A 21,647-nucleotide genomic window follows, 5' to 3' on the forward strand; every position below is an offset into this window, starting at 1 on the left:
AGGGCTGAAAAACGCGCAAGTACTTGCAGGCATTATTGATTTGAGGCTATCCTCAGAGCCTATGGTAACACAGATCCTCACAAAAATTTTTGGTACGAAGCACGATCGTGAAATGAAAAAGATCCAACCACTTGTGGATCAAATCAATGCTCTTGAACCGGGCATGAAAGCTCTTTCCGATGAACAATTAAAAGCTAAAACACCTGAGTTCCAAGAGCGCCTCAGAAAAGGTGAGACTGTCGAAGACATCTTGCCTGAAGCCTTCGCGGTTTGTCGTGAAGCTGCGATCCGAGTGCTTGGCATGCGCCATTATGACGTACAGATGATCGGTGGTATCGTTCTTAATCGCGGTTCTATCGCAGAGATGAGAACGGGTGAAGGTAAAACCCTGGTTGCGACTCTTCCTGTTTATTTGAATGCCCTTACTGGTAAAGGTGTTCACGTTGTGACAGTGAATGATTACTTGGTTCGTCGTGACGCTGAAGAGATGGGCCGTCTTTACGGATGGTTGGGTCTTACAACGGGTATCATCGTTCACGGTTTGAATGACCAAGAACGTAAGCAAATGTACGCTTGCGATATCACTTACTGCACGAACAATGAAATTGGTTTCGACTATCTTCGTGACAACATGAAGTTTGATTTGAACGATTACGTGCAACGTGGTCACAACTTCGCAATCGTGGATGAGTGTGACTCGATCCTTGTCGACGAAGCACGTACGCCACTTATCATTTCTGGTCCTGCGGAAGCTTCGACGGAAAAATATCAAGTCGTAAACTCGATCATCCCGCACTTGAAACGCGACACCCACTTCACAATGGAAGAAAAGTCTAAGACTGTTTCTTTGACTGATGAAGGTAATGCGAAAGTTGAAGAGTTGTTGGGCGTAGGCAATCTTTACGATCCACAAAACATCGAACTTCTTCACCACGTGTACCAAGGTTTGAAAGCTCACAACTTGTACCGTCTTGATGTTGAATACATGATCAAAGATGGCGAAATCGTTATCGTCGATGAATTCACGGGTCGTTTGATGCCGGGTCGTCGTTGGTCAGATGGTCTTCACCAAGCGATCGAAGCAAAAGAAAACGTTGAAGTGAAGTCAGAGAATCAAACTCTTGCGACAATCACGTTCCAAAACTATTTCCTTATGTACAACAAGCTTTCGGGCATGACAGGTACAGCGGATACAGAGGCGGTTGAGTTCCAAAAGATCTACAAACTTGCCGTAAACGTGATCCCAACGAATAAACCAATTCAACGTCAAGACCAAGAAGACGTGGTTTATAAATCTGAGAAAGCGAAATTCAAAGCGATCACTGCTGACATCAAGGAAAGATCTGCAAAAGGTCAACCAGTGCTTGTCGGTACAGCGTCGATTGAAAAATCTGAAGCCCTTAGCCGCTTCCTTCGTAACGAAGGTATCCGCCATGAAGTTTTGAATGCAAAACACCATGAGCGTGAAGCCGAAATCGTTGCGCAAGCAGGTCGTAAAGGTGCCGTAACGATCGCTACAAATATGGCGGGTCGTGGTACTGACATTAAATTGGGTGGTAACGCCGAAATGTTGGCGAAGGCTCAAGTAGGTAACGATGACACTCCAGAATACACTGAAGCACTAGCGAAAATTAAACCGCAAGTTGAAGCTGAACGTGAAGAAGTACGTAAAGCCGGTGGTTTATATATCGTGGGTACTGAACGCCATGAATCGCGTCGTATCGACAATCAGTTGCGTGGTCGTTCAGGTCGTCAAGGTGACCCGGGTGAATCTCGTTTCTATTTGTCTCTTGAAGACAACTTGATGCGTATCTTCAATGGTGAACGTATCCAAAAAATCATGGAGATGTTGAACATCCCTGAAGACGAACCAATCACTGCAAAAATGGTTACGAATGCTATCGAAGGTGCGCAACGTAAAGTTGAAGGTCACAACTTTGATATTCGTAAAAATTTGATGGAATACGACTCTGTCATGAATGCGCAAAGAAATGCGATCTATGGAATGCGTCGCCGCGTTCTTGAAGGTCAGGAAATCGAGCGCACTGTTCTTGATATGTTAGGCGATGTTGTTTCTAACTTGCTTGATACTTACATGCCAGAAGACGGTAAAAAAGAAGACTGGAGCATGGAAGGTTTGAACAATTCATTAACTCAAACTTTCGGTTTCAAAATCGATTTAGATAACATGGCTGTGAATTCAGACACTGTTCTTGAAGCTGTGAAAAATGGCGTTAAAGAAGTGTATGAAAAACAAAAATCATCAATGGGCCCATTCTTTGAACAGGTTCAAAAAATGATTCTTCTTCAATCGATCGACCATCACTGGAAAATGCATTTGGCAGTGATCGATAAATTGAAAGAAGGTATTGGTCTTCGTGGTTATGCTCAAAAAGATCCTTTGATTGAGTATAAAAAAGAAGCCTTCATGACTTTCGAAAAATTGAACAACACGATCAAATCTGACGCCGTTGAAAAAATCATGCGCGTGCAGTTGGTTGCTCAACAATCTGAAGCAGATATCATGGAAAGCTTTCGCCCAGAAGAACCAGAATTGGATGAGTTGAATTACTCTTCGCCTTCTGAGGCTGACATTGGTCATTCTTTGCCGGACGTTTCAGGTCCTGCAGAGCCGCCAAAACGTAAAATGACTTTCCAAAGTGGTCCTGCGGAATCTCCAAACATGAACCGTGAAGAGCGTCGTCGTTTGGAAAAGCAAGGTAAAGGAAAACGCTAATTGCTGGCCTGTCCGAGTTGCCAAAAACCGGTAGAGATTCTTGATAAACACTTGGGGACCTTGTTTACATGTCCCCATTGTGGCGCAGTTTACTTTATCGATTTTAACGGACAGCCTGAAATGGCAAATCACGAAGCCGAGCCGGATGAAACACCGGCTCAGTCTTTCGAAACTCCAGTCTCTGAGCAACCTGCCGATTTTTCTGACGGTCAGGATTTCGCGAATCAAGGTTCACAAGATTTCGGTCAAAGCCCCGTCGCAACGGATTTTTCTGCGGAAACTAATTACTCAACCGATCAGAACTTCCAACAGCAAGGCGACTTCCAATCGCAAGATGGATTTCAACAAAACGGTTTCGAACAAAATAATGTTGAGCAAAGTGCTGATCAATTTGGTTCGCCAGCATCGGTCTATAATAACGACTCTCACGGAGTCGGAGGACAAGCAGTTGAGCAGAATTTTGGCGGGGAGCAATCTTATCAAGATTCTTCTGCGGAATACGCGGACTCTGCCGATCAAGAAGCACCGGTTGCCGAAGCTCCTGTGGAGGAAGCACCTTTTGATTTCAATGCGACCTTGGATCAACAACCGATGCAAGCGCCGCCCCCAGCATGCGTTTCAGACAGCGCGGATTTTTCTGACGTTACTGATTTTGCGAATGCTGATACGACGGCGGGGCCGCTTACATATGTTGTGATTATTGATGGGATCGAGTCTAGTCAGCTTCTGTATCAGCTTAAAGAAGCGATGACGGATTCACGCTTTGGTTGGGATGTGAATGAACTCTTAACTCAAGTTGGTGGCGGCAGATTGGTTATTCCAGGACTGAATCCCGCTAAAGCATCGGTGCTAATCGGCCGAATTAAATATCTGCCTTTTAAAATTTCTTGGAGACAAGATGTTCTTTCCGGTTCCTAAGTTTTTGCCAATCTTTTTGACAGTCCTTGCTCTGCTTTCGAGCGGCTCTTTTGCATTCGCAAATGAGGGCGGCGGCCACGGTGGTGGTGAAAAGAAAGAAGAGGGGGGAGAGAAAAAAGAAGGCGGTGGCGAAGAAAAGAAAGAAGTAAAATCGTCTGAAGAAAGCTTTTCGGTCGTCGCAGCGCGCGTGCAAGCGCTTGAAGCCAAAGTTCATTCTGGCAAAGAAGAACTAGAAAAACTGATCGAAGAAAAGCAGCACGAAAAAGACCCAGCAAAAGTAAACGAAATTGTGAAACAGATGTTGGGCATTCATAAAGAACTTGAAAAAAATGCTAAGGAATATGATCAGCAGCGTGCTTTGTTGAAATACCGCTACCCTGAAAAAGGTCAGACAGAAAAGCGCGAATACGAACGCATTGACGTTAAATCCATTGAAGACATGGAAACGCAGATGAGCCTTACCAGCTCAGTCAATCACACCCTACGCAAAGTCCGCACGCAGTACGAAACGGCGGAAGATGTGAAGGCCCGTGAAGAGAAGAAGAATGTGGAAGGTCATGGCAAAAAGTCGTCTAAACCTTCGTCACCATCTTTGACAGATCCAGTAATTCTAAAAAAATAGAAACTCAGAGTGGCGAAAAGAGTGACAGGCTTAAAAATTCCTGTTTCGCTTTGATACACAGTGCTGGGGCTTTCTTTCGAAGATCCGAGTAAACTGGTATCTTTTAAAGATGGGGGAAGTATGCTCCGACATTTGGCGATTCCAATCACGCTAATGGCTTTATTGACGTCAGCCTGTCAGACTTCAATGGTAAAGCAATTCGAAGAAGTGAAGCCTGGGATGGAAAAGGCAGAAGTGCTGTCCATCATGGGTAGCCCCCAACAAACTCGCCGTATTCATGGCAAGGACCGTTGGTTCTATAATTTCTATGAAAATAAAATCCGCTTTCAAAAAGAAATCCAATTCTTTGAGGGTAGCGCTGTTTACGTAGGCGATATTTCGCAACCGGAAGTCGCGCAGACTGCGGCGGCTATCGACGCTAAGAATGCTAAAAAGAATCAAGAGATCGACGATCAAATCGCAGCGGATATCGAAAAACACAGACGCGATTATCAAAACTTTGAATCCCAATCCAAAGGCGAAGACAAAGTTCGCTACGTACCCGATTTCGAACCGATTCGTTAATCTTCAACTAGGTCTGTCGTGATGCGGGGATTTGCTAGAGCGTAGAATTTAGCTTTAGCTTCTTCGGCACGGCATCCTGCCTCGTCGCTTCGACGCCGTTGGCGTCGAGGGCCATCCAGGCCCCGCGAAGGCCTCATACGCAAAAGCTAAATTCTACGCTCTAGCAAATTATGCCTTCGACTGATCTATTTAAATTTACGAATGGATTAGAGAGTGGGGCGTAGTGAATTTGTTGGTGTGGGGTGGTTGGTTGGTGCTTTGGGGTTAGCGGATTTCTTCGATGGCGATTGTTTGGCCCAGGACGGATTTGATTTCGTTGGCGTCGACTTCTAAGTAGTCTTGCTTGTTGTTGTCGCTGACTAATTTTACGTCTGTGATTTTTAGGTTTTCGCGGCCTTCGAAATTGATTACTGAGGCTTCGATATGGTTTTGGTCGTCGCTGATATTGCAGGGGCTTTCGATGACTTTTAAGCCCTTGTCGGATTTCACTGTCACTTGGATGTTTGAGAATCTATCGCACACGAAAACTTTTGTACCGCTTTCGTTTTTTACATAGAACAATCCCAACGACAAATTGATTGAGTCTTTGAATCTTGTCGCGTGGACGTCGCGCAGAAGTTGATATTTGAAAGCTTTCTTAAGTTCTTCGGTATTTAGTTCAGAAAGATCTTGTGAATCGACGTCGATGATTGGTAGTTGCACGTTTTCTTCGCTGACTGAAGCGATGCCACGAGCTTGTTGAACATTCATCGCGATGGAATTTTTCTTAAAAGCAGAAATGGAGAAAACGGCGATTGGTGTCACAATCAGAATGGCTACGATGGTTCGTAACTGCCATGAAAGTTTGAGCTTTCTCGTGCTCGACATCAACTCCTCCACTCTTATAAGTTTAGCTTAAGTAAGGGAGTTACGCGAAAAAAACTCAGGGAATCCTGGACGAAAGTTTCGGAATGTCTCGTTTTAAAACAAAGGGCCTCGCTTACGCGAAGCCCTTATTTAATGAATCTTTACAGAGGGGAAATTGGTTATACGTACTCTTGAAGTTTGCGCTTCAAGATTTTTCCGCTGTCACCTTTTGGAAGTGCGTCTAAGAAAATGAAGTGCTTAGGAATTTTGAACTTCGCCAAATTCTTTAAGCAGTGATTCATCACTTGGTTTAATTCCAATTCTTCTTTTTTAACGATGAAGGCTTTACCGACCTCACCCCATTTTTCATCTGGAACGCCGATAACGGCCACTTCCAAAATGCCTGGGCAAGTACGTAAAACTTGTTCAAGCTCAACCGGGTAAACGTTTTCGCCGCCAGAGATGAACATCTCTTTTTTGCGACCGACAACGTAGTAATAACCTTCAGCATCGCGACGAACAAGATCGCCTGTGTACAACCAGCCGTCACGAATCGTTTCTTTCGTGGCTTTTTCGTTGTGCCAGTAACCTTGCATGCATGCGGGGCCTTTTAAGATCAATTCGCCGATTTGTTCAGCGCCCAGTTCGCGACCTTCATTGTCGACAACTTTCGCTTCGACATAAAAGTTTGGAAAACCAATCGAACCAATTTTTCTTAAAGCGTCTTCTTCGTTTAAAGAAAATACCGAAGGACCGAATTCAGTCAGGCCGTAGCCTTGACGAACTGGAATGCCTTTCGCGTCCCAAACTTTGATCAGTTCAAGCGGCATCGGTTCGCCACCAACGATCGCATAACGAACAGACGACAAATCACACTTCGTAAACAAAGGCGATTTCGTCATCATATCCATTGTCGTAGGAACGCCGAACATCACTGTCGCTTTTTCTTTTTCAGACAAAGCAAGAATTTGATCTGCATCGAATTTTTTTAAGATCACAACTTTCGCGCCACGGTGAAGGAATGGATTTGTTAAAACATTCCAGCCGCCCGTGTGGAAGAACGGCAAGAAACTGACTGTGACGTCGTTCTGTGACACGTTCAAACGGAAAGAGGTATTGATCGAATTCCAGAAAATCATTTTGTGTGTCAGGACCGCGCCCTTAGGAGAGCCCGTTGTACCTGACGTGTACAGAATCATGGCTGGATCAAGCTCTTCAGGGACAAACGGATAAACTTCAGCAGAAGCTTTCAAAATATTTTCTGCAAAGCTGTTTGCACCTTGCAGAAGCAATCGCTCTGCACGAACCGCGACCGGAAGATTTTCGATGATTGAACCGAAAACTTCTTGGTGAATAACTAATTTCGGAGCGGAATCCGTGATGATGTGATCCACCTCACGTTGAGTAAGGCGGAAGTTCACTGGAACCATGATCGCGCCAAGTCTTTGCAATGCAAAGAACAGTGTCACGTACTCAAGTTCATTTGTTGCTAGCACCGCAACGCGATCGCCTTTGCTGATGCCGAATTGCCCGCGAAGATAGTTGGCACCACGATTAGCCAGCTCGTAAAGCTTTGCATATGACAGTTCCTGCCCAGTTTCGCCATCTTTGATAGCGATCTTACCAGGTGAATACAGGTTCCATCTTTTTAGCCAATCGAGTTCCATATTAGGTGTCATAGCCCCATTCCATCGCAAGAGCGGCCATGCTCATACCACCGCCAGAGCCCAACATAAATACCAAATCACCTTTTTTCATTTTCTTTTGGCGAGCAGCGTCCGCAATGGCCATGCCAATTGACGCAGAACCCGTATAACCGAAGCGATCCATGACGTAATGGGCACGATCACGAGAAAGCTCCAATTTATCCAATGTCTCGTAAATGCTTTGGACGTTGAACTGAGTGATGAAGAAGTGATTGATGTCATTTGCACGTTTTTGCAAACGATCTAAAAGAACGTTCGTCAAACGTGGCCAGTGAATACCATTCGTTTCAGGTGGAATACGTTTAGGGAATGCCAACAAGTGCTGCTTGTTTTCGACAACTGAATGAGTGACTGGCTGAGCCGTACCACCTGCGTAGATGCCCATATAGTCGTGATATTGACCGTCAGTGTACATTTGGCTGTCGATGAAGCCAGAGTTGTCTTTAGAAGGTTGAATCACAACAGCGCCAGCGCCGTCGGCGAACAACGATGCGATTTTATAATCGTCGAAGTTCAAATATTTACTCATGCCGTAAGCGCCAACAACCAATACGTTTTTGTATTTCGCATCAGCAGCGATGTACTTGCTTGCCATATCACAACCAACAACGAAACCAGCGCAAGCTGTGTTGATGTCGAATGTGCCTGCGTTCACTGCGCCCATACGATACGCCACGACTGACGCTGTCGAAGGAGAAAGATAGTCAGGAGTATCAGTAGATACGATGATCAAATCCAAATCTTTTGCTGTGATGCCAGCGGTTTTCATCGCTTCTTCAGCAGCAGGAATAATAAGATCAGACGTGCGTTGATCTTCGCGCATCCAACGACGTTCTTTAATATTACGAGAAGACTCCAAGAAAGTTCCGATATCTTTTTTGTATAGCTCATCGAAATATTTATTTGTTACCACACGCTCTGGTGCGTACATTCCGGTGCCAACAATTACTGCGCGTCTCATAGTTTTTTCCTCCGTTACTCTACTTCGACGAAGTCGAAGTGCAGATAGATTTGCCATCTACAAAATATTTTCGCCACTTTTGCAAGCACTAAAAAATAGTGTATTTGCTCTATACTCCGAGCGAAAAACTCCTTTTTGCATTGACGGGTAAGGGGTTAGGCGAGGTACGACATATGTCATGAGCAACATTAATTATAATTTCAAAAACAAAAATGCTGTCGTTACTGGTGGTGCATCAGGTATCGGCTTTCAAATCACAAAAAGTTTTCTTGAAGCAGGCGGAAACGTTTCTGTTTGGGATTACTCTGAACAAGCTTTGCAAACTGCGAAAGCTGAATTCGGCAAGTACGCTGCGCAAATTCACTTTGCACAAGTGAATGTTGGCGATCGCGATTCAGTTGCAAAAGCGGCTGCTTCATTGCCATGGGCGGTGGACGTTCTTGTGAACAACGCGGGTATCACACGCGATAAATCTTTTGCGAAAATGGCACCTGAAGATTGGGATGCTGTTATTTCTACAAACCTAACTGGGTTGTTTAATGTTACAAAGACTTTGTTAGAAAAATTTAACGCCTCTTCTTCACACAAACGTATTATCAGCATCTCTTCAGTTGTTGGATTGTACGGAAACTTTGGTCAGACAAACTATGCGGCTGCGAAAGCGGGCGTCATCGGTATGACGAAGACTTGGGGTAAAGAATTGGGTCGTAAAGGCTTCACGGCAAATGCGATCGCTCCAGGCTTCATTGCAACGGCGATGACGAAGGCTATGCCTAAAGAAGTTATCGATAGTATGGCAGCTAAAGTTCCTGTGGCGCGCTTGGGCGAAGTTGAAGATATTGCCAATGCCGTTTTGTTCTTGGCAAGTGAGCAGGCTTCTTATATCAACGGCGCAACTATCAGCGTTGATGGTGGCATTGTACTTTAATAAGTAACGACATCGTGGATTCAGCAACAGCGAAGCTTTTCAAAAAGGGGATTCTATGAAGGCTTTATTTTCTGTACTGACGGTTTTGGTTTTATCGGCCGTCTCCTTGAGCTCTGTTGCGAATGCTAAATCCGTGAAGGGTTTCGTTGCGATCAGTTCGCAGCGCAGTCTTTATGTCGATTACGTAGAACCTAAAGCAGGAATGCCGACGGTTATTTTGTTGAACGGTTTGACGTATAGCACTCTTCAATGGGAACGCTTCGCTCAAACTTTGTTGGCAAAAGGTGTTGGCGTTCTTCGTTACGATCCTTATGGCATGGGGCAGACGCTTTTAAGATATGCTCCAGTGCTTGCGGTGATCCCTATTGAAGATCAAATCCGCGATCTTCATGCGCTTCTTCAAACAATGAATATTAAAGGCCCTTATAATTTAGCTGGGCTCTCTTACGGTGGCGGCTTAGCCGCAGGCTATGCCGCTGCTTATCCATCCGAGATCAACAAGCTGATCATGATGGCTCCATTTACTCGTCCTCTTGATGGACAAGATACGTGGATCAAGGCGCAGATCTGGGCGACTCGTCAAATGTTCCCTTACAACCAATATTCTGACGAAGAATTGTATGACTATTTCTTGCACCAAATCGTTTACGCGACTTATCCGTCTGCGGAGCCGATCGTGTTGGAAAACCCATTCAAGCTTGAGGCGGTTTATCGCTTGGCTCAAGGTATCCGTCACTTCAACACGGAAGTTCTTGCGGATCGCTTGCCAGCAGGCACTGTGCACTTGATGGTGGCTCGCCAAGATCAATACATCCCAGCGAATGTGCTTGAAGATTATTGGAGCAAAATTCCAGCGGATGCGAAAGTAAGCCGTCTGTTTGTGAATGGCTCTGAACATAAAATGGTTGAAGCTGTTCCGTTGTTCACGGCTTCTTGGGTTTACGAAATTTTAATGGGCAATCCGCAAATCTCTGGTGGAAAAACTTTTGAAGGTTATCCACTTCTTGGTGAAGTTGATTCTGAAGATGACAGCGTAAAAATCAAGGTTGGCGAATGATGATTAACTACGAAATTATCGAAGGTGTAGTTCCAGAAAACGTTCTTTTTGTTCACGGCAATCTTGCTTCGAATCGTTGGTGGTATCCAGCGACTGAAGTTTGGAAGAAACAAGCTGCGGGTAAAAAGCTGCCTGGTTCTTTGATCTTCGCTGAATTTCGTGGTTGCGGAAAAAGTTCTGCTCCAAAAGACTCGAGCGAAGTGAACATGCACACATTTGCTCAAGACTTTATCTCATTGGTTAAGAAATTAGATAGGGGACCTGTGCACTTGGTGGGTCACTCAACCGGGGGTTTAATCGTCGCTTTGATGCTTGCCAAAGAACCGACTCTTTTCAAAAAGGCGATTCTTTTGGATCCAGTGGGTGCTCAAGGGGTGACGTTTGACAAAGCGATGATCGCGGCATTTGAGCAAATGAAGGTCGATCGCAATCTGACGGCGGCCGTGATCGGATCTACGATTCATAATAATAATCCACAATCGGATTTCTTTAATAACGTCATTGTTGAAGATGCATTTCACTCTGTAAAAGCCGTTGGTCATTGGGTGCTTGAAGCCCTTGATGGACTTGATGTTCGCGCCGATTTGGCTGACGTAAAAAATGAAGTTTTGGTTTTGCATGGAGAACACGACAAGCTTCTTCCGCAGGCCGATTCTGAAGCTCTTGCGCAGCTTTTTTCCCGAGGAAAATTTCAAGTTATTGAAGGCCAAGGCCACTGCGCGAACGTTGAATCGCCAGAAAAATTCGTAGCAATTACGAATTCGTTTTTATTTTAGTCTCCATTCGTTTTGCGCCGCAATAAAAGTATCTCGTCGAGGTGAGGTGTAATTTGTTGCGGTCCCTAGCGTTTTCCGGTACTTATCGAACATTATTACAATATTGTGACAAAACTATTTTGCATCCCCTTGGGAGTGTCAGCCTATGTCTGAAAATAGAGATCATTATAATCGTGGTGGATTACTTGCGTTCGGCTTTTCAATGGCCTTCGTATTTGTATTCTTCATTTACATCGTGTTCGTGAACAAGGGTGTGGATCTTGGTGAAAACGTTGTTGATCCAAATGCGGCGAAAGGCCCTGCGGGTCCTGCGTTTGATATCACGACTGTGAAAGAGCCATGGGTTTCTTCTCCTGAATTGGTTGCTTACGGTAAGAAATTCTTCATGACAAACTGTGCGATGTGCCACGGTAACGAAGGTAAAGGTGACGGTGCTGCGGGTGCGGCTTTGAATCCAAAACCACGTAACTTCGTTGAAGGTAAATGGACTCAAGGTGAAGGTATCATCGCTCACTACAAAGTGTTGCAACATGGTATCCCTGGTTCATCAATGGCTGCTTTCGGTCACTTCAAACCAGCTGATCGTTGGGCTGTTCTTCAGTTCATCGAATCTATCACAAATAACAAATCTAAAGACGATCCTGCTAAAGTTGCTGAGTTTGCGAAAACTGCACAGTAATTAGGAAGTTAGTAAATGCTTACGACGAAGCTTGTTTTGAAATCAAAAACAAACGGAGCGGCTCTGCTTACAGCCGCTTTTGTCGTTTTGTTTTCAACAGCTTCTTTTGCCTACAACGGTCCTGAAGCGGGCATGGCTGCAAGTGATAAAGCGCCAGAGCTTCAAGGTATCGGTATCGATGAGCATCTTGGTAAAAAAATCGATTTGAATACTTCGTTCAAAGACGAAAACGGACAAACAGTAACATTGGGTTCTTACTTTGATGGTAAACACCCAGTGATTATCTCGCCTGTGTATTTTGCTTGTCCTGGTCTTTGCAACTTCCATCTTAACGGTTTGACTGATGCTCTTAAGCTTATGGACAAAGAGTGGACGGTCGGCAAGAAATACAAAATCTTGTCTGTGAGTTTCGATTCGAAAGAAACTCCGGATCTCGCTTTACATAAAAAAGACACTTACATGAAGTTGTATGGTCGCGAAGGTGCAGAAAAATCTTGGCACTTCCTTACTGGCAACGAAGCTTCTGTTCAAGCAATCACAAAAGAACTTGGTTTTAAATTCAGATGGGATGAGCAATCTAAAGAGTGGGCACATGCTTCAGCAGCAGTTGTGATCTCTCCAGATGGCACAATTTCCCGCTACCTTCCTGGGATCATGTTTCAACCTCAGGATATCAAAATCGCATTGAATGAAGCAGCGGAAGGCAAGATTGGTTCTTTCGTAGATTCTTTAGTGCTCTATTGTTTTAAGTATGACCCACATCAGAGCAAATTCGTGTTAGCTGCCGTTCAAGTTATGAAACTTGGTGGCGCATTGATGGTTCTGTTGATGGTTTTATGGTTATTGCCGGTTTATATCCGCTCGCGCAGAGCTAAGAATAATTCGGCGGGGAGATAAAGGTACATGATGTGGTTTAATTTAGCGAAGGCCCAATCCTTCATGCCAACAGAAGGGACCGAGATTGCCAAGCAGGTGGACAATCTTTATGGTTTCTTGCTGATTACAAGTTTCATCGCCTGCGTGCTCGTTATCGGCGGCATGATCTACTTCGTTTATAAATATAAACGTAAGTCAGACAACGACAAAACAGCATACATCTCTCACAACACAGCGTTGGAGTTCTTGTGGTCATTCATTCCACTTGTGATCTTCTTGGCGGTGTTCGCTTGGGGTTGGTACATCTACCACGGCATGAGAACTATGCCGAAGAATGCTCTAGAGATTAACGTTCTTGGTAAACAATGGGCTTGGGAAATCGAATACAAAAACGGTTTCAAAGCAGTTAACGAAGTTGTTGTTCCAGTAAACACAGACGTTAAACTTCTTTTGACTTCTCAAGACGTGATCCACTCTTTCTTCGTACCAAGCTTCCGTATCAAACAAGACGCGGTTCCAGGTCGTTACACAGCTTTATGGTTCAATGCGACTAAATTGGGTGAATTCCATATCTTCTGCGCAGAATATTGCGGAACTTCTCACTCAGGCATGATCGGTAAATTGCGTGTTGTAACTCAAGAAGAGTTCAACAAGTACCTTGAAGAGGGACAAGAAGAAGGCCAACTTCCATTGGCTAAACGTGGTGAAAAGCTTTTTGCTTTGAAAGCCTGCGCATCTTGCCACTCTGTTGATAGCCCTGCTGTAAAAGTAGGTCCTTCATTGTTCAAAAAATTCGGAACGGAAGAAGTTCTTGAAGGCGGCGCAAAAGTGGTGGTTGACGAAAACTATCTTCGTGAATCGATCCTTCAGCCAAATGCGAAGATCGTGAATGGCTTCCCTCACGGTGTGATGCCAACGTTCCAAGGTCAAATTAACGAAAACGAGCTAAACGCACTTGTTGAGTACGTTAAAAGCTTGAGTGGTAAATAAGGAGAGTAGCTAATGGGAAATCATTCATCAGCTGCCGGCGAAAATTATTTGAATCATGAAAAAGGCTTGTGGTCTTGGTTGACGACTGTCGACCATAAACGTATCGGCCTTATGTACATGATCACAGTTATGTTCTTCTTCTTGGTGGGCGGTATCATGGCCCTTCTACTTCGTTTGGAACTTTTTGCTCCAAATACAGTACAAGGTGTTGGCCAAGTTTTGAAAAACGGCGATATCTACAACCAAGTTCTTACGTACCACGGTGCGATCATGGTCTTCATGGTTATCGTTCCTGGTATCCCTGCGATCCTTGGTAACTTCTTCCTTCCAATTCACTTGGGTGCGAAGGACGTTGCGTTCCCGAAAATCAATCTTCTAAGCTGGTACTGCTTCATGGCGGGTGCGGCTTTGGCGATTGCAACTTTCTTCACGCACAAGATTGATACAGGTTGGACGTTCTATACTCCGTACTCTATCCGTACTGGTACATCGACTGTGTTGATGGTTCTTGGTGCGTTCATCATGGGTATGTCGTCAGTATTGACGGGTTTGAACTTCATCGTAACGGTTCACAAATTGAGAGCTCCAGGTATGACAATGCACCGTATGCCATTGTTCGTATGGGCGCTTTACTCAACTGCGATCCTTCAGATGTTGGCGACTCCGGTTCTTGCGATCACATTGTTGTTGTTGGCTGCTGAGAAAATCTTCGGTGTTGGTATCTTCGATCCAGCGCTTGGTGGTGACCCGGTATTGTTCCAACATTTCTTCTGGTTCTATTCGCATCCAGCGGTTTACATCATGATCCTTCCAGCAATGGGTATCGTGTCTGAGCTGATCGCGACGTTCTCTAGAAAAGTGATCTTCGGTTACACGGCGATTGCTTACTCTTCACTAGGTATCGCAGCGGTGTCCTTCTTCGTTTGGGGTCACCATATGTTCGTATCTGGTCAATCAGCAACTGCAGGTATCATCTTCTCGTTCATCACGATGCTAGTTGGTGTTCCTACAGCGATCAAAATGTTCAACTGGGTAGCGACAATCTACAAAGGTTCAGTACGTTTTGATTCTCCAATGTTGTTCGCTTTGGGCTTCTTGTTCTTGTTCGCCATCGGTGGTGTGACAGGTATCATGCTAGCAGTTCTTCCAATCGACGTTCACTTCCACGATACTTACTTCGTGGTAGCTCACTTCCACTACGTAATGGTGGGTGGTACTTTGATGGCGTTGATGGGTGGTTTCTACTACTGGTTCCCAAAAATGTTCGGCAAGATGTTCAACGAATCACTAGCTCGCTTGTCTTTCGTGTTCATCTTCGTTGGTTTCAACGTGACGTTCTTCCCTCAATTCGTATTGGGTGCGATGGGTATGCCACGTCGTTACTTCGACTACATCCCTGCATACGAAACTTTGAATAAGATTTCGACTGTAGGTTCTTGGTTGATTCTAACTGGTTTCTTGTTCGGTCTTTACACAATCGTTCAAGGTATCAGAAAAGGTGAGAAAGCTCCGATGAACCCTTGGGGTGCAAAAACTCTTGAGTGGCAAACGTCTTCTCCACCTCCTCACTTTAACTTTGATGTTGAACCAGTAGTAACTGCGGGGCCTTATGAGTACAGATAACGTAGCACATCCACATTCAGCTCACGTGTCACATCACTTTAAAGATGCGACACAAGAGTACGACAGCGGTAAGCAAGGTATTTGGTTGTTCATGGTAACTGAGATCCTGATGTTCGGTGCGATCTTGGTTGGCTATGGTATCTTCCACGTTCTTTATCCTGCGATGTTCGCTGAAGGCGCAAGAGAGTTAGATTGGAGATTGGGTTTCGTAAATACCCTTGTTCTTATCTTCTCTTCTTTCACAATGGCTCTTTCGATCCAATTGATCCAAAGAAATAAAACGAAGCAAGCGGCTCTTGCCTTGGCAACGACTGTTCTTTGCGGCGCGATTTTCATGGTGATCAAATACTTCGAGTGGACTCATAAATTCCATTTGGGTTTCTACCCAGGTCGTTTCTTAGACGTAGCTAAAACTCACGCTGAGCATGCGAACCTTGGTATGTACTTCGGATTCTACTACTGCATGACAGGTCTTCACGGTCTTCACGTATTGATCGGTATGGGCTTGATCGTATGGTTGTTGATCAGAACGATCCGCGGTGATTTCCACTCTCAATACTGGATCCCGGTAGAGGGCGTTGGTATCTTCTGGCATATCGTCGACTTGATCTGGATCTTCCTATTCCCTCTTCTTTATTTGGTGGGTTAAACATGGCAAGCAATCATAACGAAAAAAACGATCTTAACGTTCTTCACCCGCACATCTCTCCAACTTCAATGTACTTGAAAGTTGCAGCAGCTTTGTTCGCGTTGACGATCTTGACTGTCGTAGCTCACCAATTCCATGAAGCTTTGGGATCATTTGCTGGTCCAATCGCGTTTGCAATTGCAGCGGTAAAAGCGTGTCTTGTTCTTTTGTACTTCATGCACTTGAAGGACGATAACAACATGAACCGCGCGATCTTTGCTTCTGGTTTCTTCTTCCTAGTAGTTCTTCTCCTCTTTAGCGTGATCGATATCGCGACTCGCGTTCTTGAGGTTAGTCCTCTATAAGACCGTGTTAAAAACATACGCGGATCTTACTAAGTTTGGCATAGTCGTTTTTTCAGTTCTGACGGGACTGGCCGGCTATGCCACTGGTTTTCAAATCGAACACTCCTTTGACTGGAAAATCTTTCTTGAAACCTTGCTTGGGATTTATTTCCTAAGCTCTGGTTCATTGGCGTTGAACCAAGTTCAAGATTGGAAGCTTGATCAAAAGATGGCGCGCACTTCAAAGCGTCCCATTGCCTCTGGAAAAATCAAACCTGCTGCCGGTGGAATTCTTTCCGTTGCATTTATCTTTGTTGGTTTGCAGTTGTTGTTTGGTATCGAGCCTGTTGCGGGTTGGGTAGGACTTGTTTGCGTTGTGTTCTACAACGGACCGTACACTCTTTATTTGAAAAAGAAATGGGCTTACGGAGCTGTTCCTGGTGCGTTCCCTGGTGCTTTGCCAGTGACGATCGGCTATGCGGCAGCGAATCCTGATATCTTTAATTCTGAATCGTTGTACTTGTTCTTAATCATGTTCTTGTGGCAAATGCCGCACTTCTGGGTTTTGGCGATTAAGTACAAAGACGACTATGCAGCGGGTGGCATTCCTGTTTTGCCTGTGGCCAAAGGTTTGAAAGAAACTCTTTTCCAAATCAATTTGTACACGTTGGCATATGTCGGTGTTGCGGTGGCGGCGCCATTGTTCGTTCACGCAAGCTGGTTGTATGTGTTGTTAACGGTGCCGTTCGTATTCAAAGTCTTGCAAGAGGCTTATCGTTATACAAAATCAAATGCGCAAGAGCGTTTCCTTGCGTTCTTCATGTGGTTGAACGTTTCGATGCTGGTGTTTTTAGTGATCCCAGTAATCGACAAATGGAACTTCCTCTTCATCGGTTCCAATTAAAAAAAAGGCGGTCTTGAAACCGCCTTTTTTTATTTCGCGCGAAGCTCTTCGGGTGTGTCGATTTGTCGACTGAAGTGTGCCTTCATAAATTCCGGATGCTTGTGGCAATTGTCGTAGATTTTTCTGATCGTTGGATACGGAGTTAAATCCGTGTTGAAACGCTGACACGTAATGATCTGTGGATACAGATAAATATCTGCCATTGTCAGTTGGTCGCCGATGCAGTACGTGCCTGACGTCTGTGACAACACTTTTTCCAATGCGACTAATCCCTCGCCAATCCAGCGTTGGAACCATTGATTCTTTTGTTCTTCACTTAGACCATAGTCCTTGATCAACGCTTTTGTGATCTTCAAATTTCCATAAGGATGCATCGAAGAATTTACGATTTCACAAATTTGGCGCATGCGTGCTTTTAGGTAAGCGTCTTTTGGTTGTAATGCGGGTTCTGGTTTTAGATCTTCCAAGTACCACAAGATTGCAGAGGAATCTGGGATCACCTTACCGTCATGAACTAATGTGGGAATACCGCCCATGGGATTAAGCGCTCTGTACTCTGCAGAATGCTGTTCATCCTTCAAAAGATTGATGGGTTTGTATTCGAAGGCGATGCCTTTAAGATTCAAAGCTACGCGCGCACGGAAGGAAGTCGAGCTTCGAAAGTAGTTGTAAAGTACAAAAGAGGACATATACACTGACTCCTGTTGATCTGAGTCATTTCAGTCCCGTTTTCACTCTCAGTCAAAGGACTTTTCTATGCCGAGTAGATTTATCTTTTCACTGCGCTTTTCAAGCAAAGTATTCGTAAAACTTTTGAAGCTGTCCATTGCCATGATTTTCTTCATGACTTTGTTCCGCATGAATTTGTTTTTCTTGAACGTTTATTACGTTTTGCCGGATTTGAATTTTACCGAGATCATGCAGTCGTTCTTTGCGGGTTTGCGTTTTGATATTTTGATCTTCGGCTTCTTATTTATCCCGGTTTATTTCTTCATCATGTTGCAAGCGGTGTGGGAGAAGTGGCCTCAAAAGTTATTCTTGGTTTATAAAACTTATTTCGGCATCGCGTGGATTTTGATCTGCTGTCTGACGTTCATTGATTTCTTCTATTTCGTGCATCACGGAAAAAGAATGCGCTTCGCTGAATACTCTTCATGGACACCAGAAGTAACTTTAGAGCAGGCGAAGGCTTTGCAAATTAATCAGATCGTCGTGTTTACAATTATTTCGATCGTGCTTTTAGTGTTGGGTCACATGTTGATCAAATCATTGAAATTTGGCGAATGGAAAGATGAGTACTCTCCGCATCCAGCCAAAAAGGGCGAGATGGCCTTACGTATCTTGGTGCCTCTAGTACTTATTGTTTTGGCTGCTCGTGGCACAGTGGAAGCGCATCACCTTGCGTTGGAACATAGCGAAGTCTCAAACAGCAAAGAGCTGAATGAAATGGCTCTTAATGCCGTGTGGTGTTTTGATAAATAAGCAAAAATATGAAACTATGAATCCTTCAGGAGGATTTTTATGAATAAGCTGATTCTTTCAGTTTTACTTGTTTTGGGATCTATTTCTTCTGTAGCAATGGCTGACGTTGATTACGGTCTTGAAGTAGGTATTCGTTCGCAGTCAGGTGATGCTGATGCAACGGGCTCTTCAACGACTTCACAAACAGCCATTCAATTCGGTGGCATTATTCACTATCCGATCTCAGGTGGCTGGCACATTCGTTCGGGTATGCTTTATACACAAAGACCGTTGATCGTTAAAACATCTGGTTCAACTGTTGAAAATAAAGTTTCAATGAACTACTTGGATGTACCAGTTGCGATCATGTACAAGTTCGAAGACTACGCGGGCATTTTCGGTGGCGTATCTCTGGGTATGAACTTGGATAAATCTTGTGATGCTCCAAACTGTGTGGTGACGGATGTTAAAACTCCGATCTTGCCGTTTATCTTCGGTGCAAGCTTTAAGTTTGCTCCGCAATTGGGTGCGACTATTTACTTTGAAAGCTATGGCGACACTGTCGCGAAATCACCACCAGACAACTTGAAAAATTACAGAGCTGTCGGTGCGAATTTGTTGATTACTTTTAACTAGGATTTTTCGTGAAACTTGGATCTTTGAAATCGAAAGAAAGCTTGGACGGCGTATTGTGCGTCGTTAGCCGTGATTTAAAAACAGCCGTGAAGGTTCCGCAGATTGCTGCGAATCTTCGCGAAGCAATGGAAAAATGGAGCGAAAACCAAGCTGCTCTAGAAAAAGTTTATTCTGATCTGAATGAAGGCAAAGCGGCTGGTTCTTTCGCAGTAAACGAACAAGATTTCCATTCAGCGTTGCCACGCACGTGGTTGTTCGCTGATGGTTCGGCGTTTATCTATCACATCAAGCTTGTGCGTATGGCGCGCAAAGCTCCACTTCCAGAAACTTTGACGACTGTGCCTTTGATGTATCAAGGCGAGTGCGGTCAATTCTTGGCTCCGACGGAAGAGATTCCTCAGCGTGACGTTGCTCACGGTACGGACTTCGAAGGTGAAGTGGGAATCATCACTGATTTTGTTCCAATGGGTGTGACTCCTGATCAGGCATTGAAACACATCAAACTTTTTGTGTTGATCAATGACGTGTCTTTGCGCGGTTTGATTCCTGAAGAATTGGCAGGCGGTTTCGGCTTCTTCCAAAGTAAACCAGCTTCTGCATTGTCACCATTTGCTGTGACGGCTGATGAATTGGGCGAAGCTTACAAAGAAGGTCGTGTTCATTTGCCATTAAACGTTGATTACAACGGTAAGTTCTTTGGTAAAGCGAATGCAGGTGCGATGCATTTCCATTTCGGTCAGTTGATCGCTCACGCAGCGAAAACTAGAAACTTGGCAGCAGGCACAGTTATCGGCAGCGGTACGGTTTCAAACGATGATCACAGTACAGGTTCAAGTTGTTTGGCGGAAGTGCGCATGATCGAAACGATCGAGACAGGCGAAATCAAAACGCCGTTCATGAAAGCGGGCGACACTGTTGAAATGAAAATGTTCAACGAAAAGGGTGAAAACGTTTTCGGAAGAATCTTCCAAAAAGTAAAAGCTGTCCAATAGACAGCTTCATCTAAAGTTAGAAATTAAAAAGCCCACTGTTGAAGTGGGCTTTTTTTTATTACATCGCTTCGATCACGCCGCAAAGAACGCGTGGACCAGAATTACCTGCTGGTTGCGATTTCAAATCATCTTTACCTTGGTGAACGATGATTGATTTACCAACGATACCGTTTGGACCTGGGCCCAAATCAATGCCTTCTACGTTGATAGTCACAGTTGCTTTACCTTTACGGTCAACCATGATGTTACCCATATCGCCAGCATGTGAGCCTGTACCAGGAGCACCGTGTTTTACGCCAGTTGGATTGAAGTGACCACCTGCTGCAGAGAAATCTTTACCAGAGCAGTCGCCTTTTTCATGAATATGGAAACCATGAGGACCTGGTTTCAAACCTTCTACCATAACTTCCACTGTCATATGACCTGGAGTTGCTTCAGTAAGGTGAACCATGCCTTTTTGTTTTGTACCTTTAGCAGCTTTCAACACAGCTTGAGCTTTTGTTGGAGCTGGAGGAGGTGGTGGTGTTGCTGGAGCAACAGGCTCCACAGGTTTTTGTGCGCAAGCACCAAGTGCGAAAGTAAGAAGGACAGCAGATGCGAATTGTTTCATGTATAACTCCTTGTTGTTTACATGAAATTTATCTTACAAGTCTGCGCTTCGCTGTCACTATTGATTTGTCATATGACGGATAATCTCGACTGATAAAAAAGTAATAGTATAGAACCACAAGACCGCTCTACCGATTCTGATTTTCGAGGCCAGTATATTAGTATTTGACGTCATAGGTCCTCCTTAACTTTTTTTAGTATCTCACGGTCTTTTGCTATTGGGCCAATCGATATTATCTAACTCAACTATAGAATATTGTTATTGGGCACTCTGCCGAAGGTCTCATTTTCAGCCTTCTAAAATCTCGATATGAAATAGTGTATGGGGAGGTAGGGATGAATACTATTACGACGAATAAAACGGCGGTCGCTCTCAGCAAGACTTTAGCTGAGGAGTACGTCTTGTTATTGAAAACACAGAACTTTCACTGGAATGTCGATGGGCCACTTTTCTTTTCTTTACATAAGTTATTCGAGTCTCAATACAAAGAGCTCTTAGAATATATCGACGACACTGCGGAAGTAATCCGAACTTTTAACGTAAAAACACCGGGCAGTTTCAGAGAATTTCAAAAAATCGCGCTTATAGATGAGGCGCCAAATGACATGCTAACTGCACACCAAATGATAGAGATATTGAACAAAGATCACATGGCAATGTCCACACGTCTTAAAGAGCATCTCGAAGAAGCGGAACAATCGGAAGACACGTCGGCGGTCACACTCTATGAAGATTTAATTACATTCCATGATAAAGCAGCATGGATGATTCGTAGCCATAGAGCATAAA

At 44.4% G+C, this 21,647-nt stretch carries 23 protein-coding genes; 18 read left to right on the forward strand and 5 right to left on the reverse strand.

All coding sequences use genetic code 11. From position 1 onward, the window contains the following. Positions 1-61 precede the first annotated feature (61 nt). The 4 genes from secA (at position 62) to bamE (ending at position 4,841) form a co-directional block, all read left to right on the forward strand. Complete coding sequence (gene secA / locus DOE51_RS01215; protein ID WP_142694788.1) at positions 62-2,737, forward strand: preprotein translocase subunit SecA; 2,676 nt, start codon at positions 62-64, stop codon at positions 2,735-2,737. A 120-nt stretch (positions 2,738-2,857) separates the two neighbouring features. Continuing rightward, a complete protein-coding gene (locus DOE51_RS01220; RefSeq protein ID WP_246845227.1) occupies positions 2,858-3,655 on the forward strand; it encodes a hypothetical protein in 798 nt (265 codons plus the stop codon). Beyond that, positions 3,636-4,277: a hypothetical protein gene (locus tag DOE51_RS01225; RefSeq protein WP_142694790.1), complete on the forward strand. Its 642-nt coding sequence runs from the start codon at positions 3,636-3,638 to the stop codon at positions 4,275-4,277. The genes DOE51_RS01220 and DOE51_RS01225 overlap by 20 nt, the downstream gene beginning before the upstream one ends. 120 nt (positions 4,278-4,397) lie before the next feature. Beyond that, entirely contained in the window at positions 4,398-4,841 is a 444-nt protein-coding gene (gene bamE / locus DOE51_RS01230; protein WP_142694791.1) for an outer membrane protein assembly factor BamE, read from the forward strand. Between the two features lie 264 nt (positions 4,842-5,105). Here the strand turns inward: bamE and DOE51_RS01235 are convergent, their stop codons facing one another. From DOE51_RS01235 to DOE51_RS01245, 3 genes are all read right to left on the reverse strand, one after another. Further along, positions 5,106-5,708 (reverse strand): hypothetical protein, encoded by a 603-nt coding sequence (locus tag DOE51_RS01235; RefSeq protein ID WP_142694792.1) that lies wholly within the window; start codon positions 5,706-5,708, stop codon positions 5,106-5,108. Positions 5,709-5,866: 158 nt separating this feature from the next. After that, the gene (locus DOE51_RS01240; protein WP_246845229.1) at positions 5,867-7,366 is read right to left on the reverse strand and encodes a class I adenylate-forming enzyme family protein; all 1,500 of its coding nucleotides are present in this window, start codon (positions 7,364-7,366) and stop codon (positions 5,867-5,869) included. After that, complete coding sequence (locus DOE51_RS01245; protein WP_142694793.1) at positions 7,356-8,354, reverse strand: ketoacyl-ACP synthase III; 999 nt, start codon at positions 8,352-8,354, stop codon at positions 7,356-7,358. The genes DOE51_RS01240 and DOE51_RS01245 overlap by 11 nt, the downstream gene beginning before the upstream one ends. 178 nt (positions 8,355-8,532) lie before the next feature. On the opposite strand from DOE51_RS01245, the gene fabG reads away from it, so the two are divergent. The 10 genes from fabG to cyoE all read left to right on the forward strand — a co-directional run bounded on the left by fabG (position 8,533) and on the right by cyoE (position 17,159). Next, positions 8,533-9,282 (forward strand): 3-oxoacyl-ACP reductase FabG, encoded by a 750-nt coding sequence (gene fabG, locus DOE51_RS01250; protein WP_142694794.1) that lies wholly within the window; start codon positions 8,533-8,535, stop codon positions 9,280-9,282. A gap of 55 nt (positions 9,283-9,337) precedes the next feature. Then, entirely contained in the window at positions 9,338-10,339 is a 1,002-nt protein-coding gene (locus DOE51_RS01255) for an alpha/beta hydrolase (protein WP_142694795.1), read from the forward strand. Continuing rightward, positions 10,336-11,115 (forward strand): alpha/beta fold hydrolase, encoded by a 780-nt coding sequence (locus DOE51_RS01260; protein WP_246845231.1) that lies wholly within the window; start codon positions 10,336-10,338, stop codon positions 11,113-11,115. Before DOE51_RS01255 ends, DOE51_RS01260 begins: the two co-directional genes overlap by 4 nt. Before the next feature lie 145 nt (positions 11,116-11,260). Next, complete coding sequence (locus DOE51_RS01265) at positions 11,261-11,794, forward strand: cytochrome c (RefSeq protein ID WP_142694796.1); 534 nt, start codon at positions 11,261-11,263, stop codon at positions 11,792-11,794. A gap of 15 nt (positions 11,795-11,809) precedes the next feature. Further along, positions 11,810-12,691 carry an SCO family protein gene (locus tag DOE51_RS01270; protein WP_142694797.1) on the forward strand — a complete coding sequence of 294 codons (882 nt, stop codon included), beginning with the start codon at positions 11,810-11,812 and terminating at the stop codon, positions 12,689-12,691. Positions 12,692-12,697: 6 nt separating this feature from the next. Continuing rightward, entirely contained in the window at positions 12,698-13,660 is a 963-nt protein-coding gene (coxB, locus tag DOE51_RS01275) for a cytochrome c oxidase subunit II (RefSeq protein WP_142694798.1), read from the forward strand. A gap of 12 nt (positions 13,661-13,672) precedes the next feature. Continuing rightward, complete coding sequence (ctaD, locus tag DOE51_RS01280; RefSeq protein WP_142694799.1) at positions 13,673-15,283, forward strand: cytochrome c oxidase subunit I; 1,611 nt, start codon at positions 13,673-13,675, stop codon at positions 15,281-15,283. Beyond that, complete coding sequence (locus tag DOE51_RS01285) at positions 15,270-15,932, forward strand: cytochrome c oxidase subunit 3 family protein (RefSeq protein ID WP_142694800.1); 663 nt, start codon at positions 15,270-15,272, stop codon at positions 15,930-15,932. The genes ctaD and DOE51_RS01285 overlap by 14 nt, the downstream gene beginning before the upstream one ends. A 2-nt stretch (positions 15,933-15,934) precedes the next feature. After that, complete coding sequence (locus tag DOE51_RS01290) at positions 15,935-16,276, forward strand: cytochrome C oxidase subunit IV family protein (protein ID WP_142694801.1); 342 nt, start codon at positions 15,935-15,937, stop codon at positions 16,274-16,276. Between the two features lie 4 nt (positions 16,277-16,280). After that, positions 16,281-17,159, forward strand: coding sequence for a heme o synthase (cyoE, locus tag DOE51_RS01295; RefSeq protein WP_142694802.1), 879 nt, complete (start codon positions 16,281-16,283; stop codon positions 17,157-17,159). A 29-nt stretch (positions 17,160-17,188) separates the two neighbouring features. Here cyoE and maiA read toward each other — a convergent pair whose 3' ends face one another. Beyond that, positions 17,189-17,848, reverse strand: a complete 660-nt coding sequence (maiA, locus tag DOE51_RS01300; RefSeq protein ID WP_142694803.1) for a maleylacetoacetate isomerase — start codon at positions 17,846-17,848, stop codon at positions 17,189-17,191. A 67-nt stretch (positions 17,849-17,915) separates the two neighbouring features. Between maiA and DOE51_RS01305 the strand changes: the two genes are divergently transcribed. Genes DOE51_RS01305 through DOE51_RS01315 form a run of 3 tightly spaced genes read left to right on the forward strand, consistent with a single transcriptional unit; the run spans position 17,916 to position 20,248 of the window. Beyond that, a complete protein-coding gene (locus tag DOE51_RS01305) occupies positions 17,916-18,641 on the forward strand; it encodes a hypothetical protein (protein WP_142694804.1) in 726 nt (241 codons plus the stop codon). Between the two features lie 39 nt (positions 18,642-18,680). Continuing rightward, on the forward strand, positions 18,681-19,256 hold the full coding sequence (locus tag DOE51_RS01310) for an outer membrane beta-barrel protein (RefSeq protein ID WP_142694805.1): 576 nt from the start codon (positions 18,681-18,683) through the stop codon (positions 19,254-19,256). A gap of 8 nt (positions 19,257-19,264) precedes the next feature. Continuing rightward, positions 19,265-20,248 (forward strand): fumarylacetoacetate hydrolase family protein, encoded by a 984-nt coding sequence (locus DOE51_RS01315; protein ID WP_142694806.1) that lies wholly within the window; start codon positions 19,265-19,267, stop codon positions 20,246-20,248. A 58-nt stretch (positions 20,249-20,306) separates the two neighbouring features. Here DOE51_RS01315 and DOE51_RS01320 read toward each other — a convergent pair whose 3' ends face one another. Further along, positions 20,307-20,858, reverse strand: coding sequence for a superoxide dismutase family protein (locus tag DOE51_RS01320; RefSeq protein WP_142694807.1), 552 nt, complete (start codon positions 20,856-20,858; stop codon positions 20,307-20,309). 335 nt (positions 20,859-21,193) lie between these two features. Here DOE51_RS01320 and DOE51_RS01325 point away from each other — a divergent pair, with 335 nt between their 5' ends. Next, positions 21,194-21,646 carry a Dps family protein gene (locus DOE51_RS01325; protein WP_142694808.1) on the forward strand — a complete coding sequence of 151 codons (453 nt, stop codon included), beginning with the start codon at positions 21,194-21,196 and terminating at the stop codon, positions 21,644-21,646. The last annotated feature ends 1 nt before the right edge of the window (position 21,647 follow it).

This window comes from Bdellovibrio sp. NC01 (genome assembly GCF_006874625.1).
In the GTDB taxonomy this organism is placed as follows: domain Bacteria; phylum Bdellovibrionota; class Bdellovibrionia; order Bdellovibrionales; family Bdellovibrionaceae; genus Bdellovibrio.